The 3,165-nt window shown below is 29.9% G+C and carries 1 protein-coding gene; it reads left to right on the top strand.

Features of this window, described 5'->3' with window-relative positions; genetic code table 11:
* Nucleotides 1-3,165, top strand: a 3,165-nt coding sequence (locus tag PVA17_RS24515) for an amino acid adenylation domain-containing protein (RefSeq protein ID WP_274069301.1), incomplete at both ends; no start/stop codon positions are given.

Raw genomic sequence — 3,165 nt, 5'->3', positions numbered from 1 at the left:
TTTTTTAACAGAAGAAGAACGTAATGATATTTTTATTAAATTTAATAACACTTACAAAAATTACGAAAAAACAAGCATTCATTCTTTATTTGAAAAACAAGCTGCAAAAACACCTAATTTGATTGCTGCAAAATACGAAGGAAAAACATTAACATATAAAGAGTTAAATGAAAAGTCTAATCAGCTGGCAAGATACCTTAAAAAAAATGGGGTTGGAATTGGTGATTTTGTTGCGATAAGTCTTGATAGATCTCTTGAAATGATGATAGGTCTACTTTCTATCCTAAAGGCCGGAGCTGTCTATGTACCCGTCGACCCTAGCCTACCAGAAACTAAAATTAACTATATATTAGATGATACAGAAGCTTCAATTATTTTAGTAAATAAAACGTGGAAATATAATTATTTAGAGATTAATGCTCTATGTATTGACACTATAAATTACAGGGATGAGTCCATTTCCAATCTAGATTTACAAATAAATTGTGAAGAGTTAATGTATGTTATTTACACATCCGGTTCCACTGGAAATCCTAAAGGAGTAATGGTTCATCATGGTGCGGTAGCAAACAGGTTAATATGGATGGGCGAATATTATGAAATTGATTCTAAAGATATTATTTTACAAAAAACGCCATTCAGTTTTGATGTATCAGTTTGGGAATTATTTTTACCTTTAATAACTGGGGCAAGAGTTGTCTTCGCAAAACCTGAAGGTCATAAAGATAGTCAATATTTAATAAATACGATTAAAACGGAAGCTGTTACAACTGTACATTTTGTACCCTCCATGCTGAATGCATTCTTAGAAAACGAAGAAGTTGGAACGTGTCTAACTTTAAAAAGAGTCTTTTGTAGTGGAGAGGAATTAACAAAAAATCAACAAAGGAAATTCCATCACCTGCTAAATAGTGAGCTCCATAATCTTTATGGACCTACTGAAGCAGCTATAGATGTAACTCATTGGACTTGTCATAGTAACGATAATTATAACTATGTGCCTATTGGTAACCCAATAAGCAACATGCAAACATTAATATTAAATTCAGAGCTTACTCCGGAACCAAAAGGTGTAGCAGGGGAGCTTTATTTAGCAGGGGATGGATTAGCAAAGGGATACTTAAACAAACAAGAACTTACTGCTAAATCTTTTATTGAAAATCCATTCTCTGTTATATCGTCAAAGAAATTATATAAAACAGGAGACTTAGCACGGATAACTCTAGAAAATCATATAGAATATATCGGAAGAAATGATAGGCAAGTGAAGATAAGAGGAAATCGAATTGAGTTAACAGAAATTGAAATAGCTCTAAGAAATATTCCTGATATTCAAGATGCTGTAGTTATGACAAAAGAGAGTAATAGCGGAAAAAAATTAGTTGCACACATATTAAAAAATAAAAAAGCTCACTTGAATTCTGAATTTATTAGAAATCAATTAAAACAGTCTCTTGCTCAATATATGGTCCCTTCTTTTTTTAATATTTTAGATGAATGGCCTAAAACCCATAATGGCAAATTAGACAGGAAAAAATTGATGAATTCTAGTCCTGTTTCTAATGAACAGCACAAGGAAACATATTCTGAGACACTTTCAAAAGATGAAGTCCTTTGTCATATATGGAGTGAAGTATTAGATATACCAAAAGTAAATATAGATGATGATTTCTTTGAATTGGGCGGAGATTCTATTTTGGCCTTGCTTATAGTCGCCAAGGCTAAAAAAGAAGAGATTCACCTTGAATTGAATGATTTACTAGAGAAAAGAACTATAAAAAATATAGACACTAGCAAAAAAACTATAAACTTTGAGATTAGTCAAAATCAAATTACTGGGGAGATACTTAAAACTCCAATTCAAAATTGGTTCTTTAATAAGAAATTGAAAACACCAGAGCATTGGAATATGTCCTTAATATTAGATACGCCGTCTCCTATAAACATGGAAATATTAGAGAAATCTTTACAGAAAATTATACATCATCATGATGTTCTTCGAGCTAGGTTTTACAAACGAAAAGAAGCGTACATTCCAAAAATAGAAGAAAAAATTGATTTATTATTTGAAGTAAAAGATTATGTAAAATTAACTATTAATGAGCAAAACGAAGAAATACAAAAGGATATCAATGAAGTTCAATCTAGTCTAAATTTAGAACAAAATTTACTAAAAGCATTATTTATAAAATTATCACCTACTCAGCCTAATAAATTAGTGTTAGTATTTCACCATTTAATTATGGATGGAGTATCTTGGAGAATTTTCATAGAAGATTTAACTCAAGTTTATAATCAATTAATGAATGATCAAGAAGCTGTCTTACCAGCAAAAACAACGTCATACAAAGAATGGGCTAAGAAACAACAAGACTTTTTCCACGAGCAAAAGTTAAATATAGATAAATATTATTGGACTGAAAAGTTTGTTGCTAACGAAATGTATATTCCATTAACCTCCAATGAAGGAACGAAAAAACGAGCAGAAGTACTTGTAAAATTAAGTCCTATCTCCACTCGTAAACTTTTAAAAGATTCATTAAGGACTGGGCAATTTAAAATAAACGAAATATTATTAACACCGTTATATTTGTCTTTAAATAGTTGGAATAAAGATAAGCATTTTCTTATAGATCTAGAGGGACATGGAAGAGAGAATATCGATGGTACTGTCGATTTATCTAGAACGATTGGCTGGTTTACAAGCATTTTCCCTGTTAGTTTTACAATAAATAATTTAGAAAATAAATCGAATATTGATGTATTAACCATAATAAGTGACAAGTTAAACGAAATACCACATAAAGGTGTGGGATTCGGTATTTTAAGAGATTTCTCAGATGAATATACGCAGTCACTGCTTAAGAACTTAGCTAAACCAAAAATTAAATTTAATTATTTAGGACAATTTGATAATCAGAACAATACATCAATTTTCAAAATTAATAACGATTTTTCTTTAAATGATACAAATTTAAATGAAAATAGTGACTATATTTTAGATGTAGTGGCTAAGGTTATTAATGGTTGTTTGGAAGTTAGCTTTGAATATTACGAACATAATCTTGAGAAAAATATAATTGAAAACATTGCGAATAGTTATCTGGATGAACTTAACAAATTACTATATGATTTGTCAAAAAAACAAGAAATAGAGAAAATAAA

The organism is Lysinibacillus sp. CNPSo 3705 (assembly GCF_028674935.1).
In the GTDB taxonomy this organism is placed as follows: Bacteria; Bacillota; Bacilli; order Bacillales_A; family Planococcaceae; genus Lysinibacillus.
The sequence above is the reverse complement of the archived record's forward strand: the minus strand, read 5'-3'. Positions and strand labels throughout refer to the sequence as shown.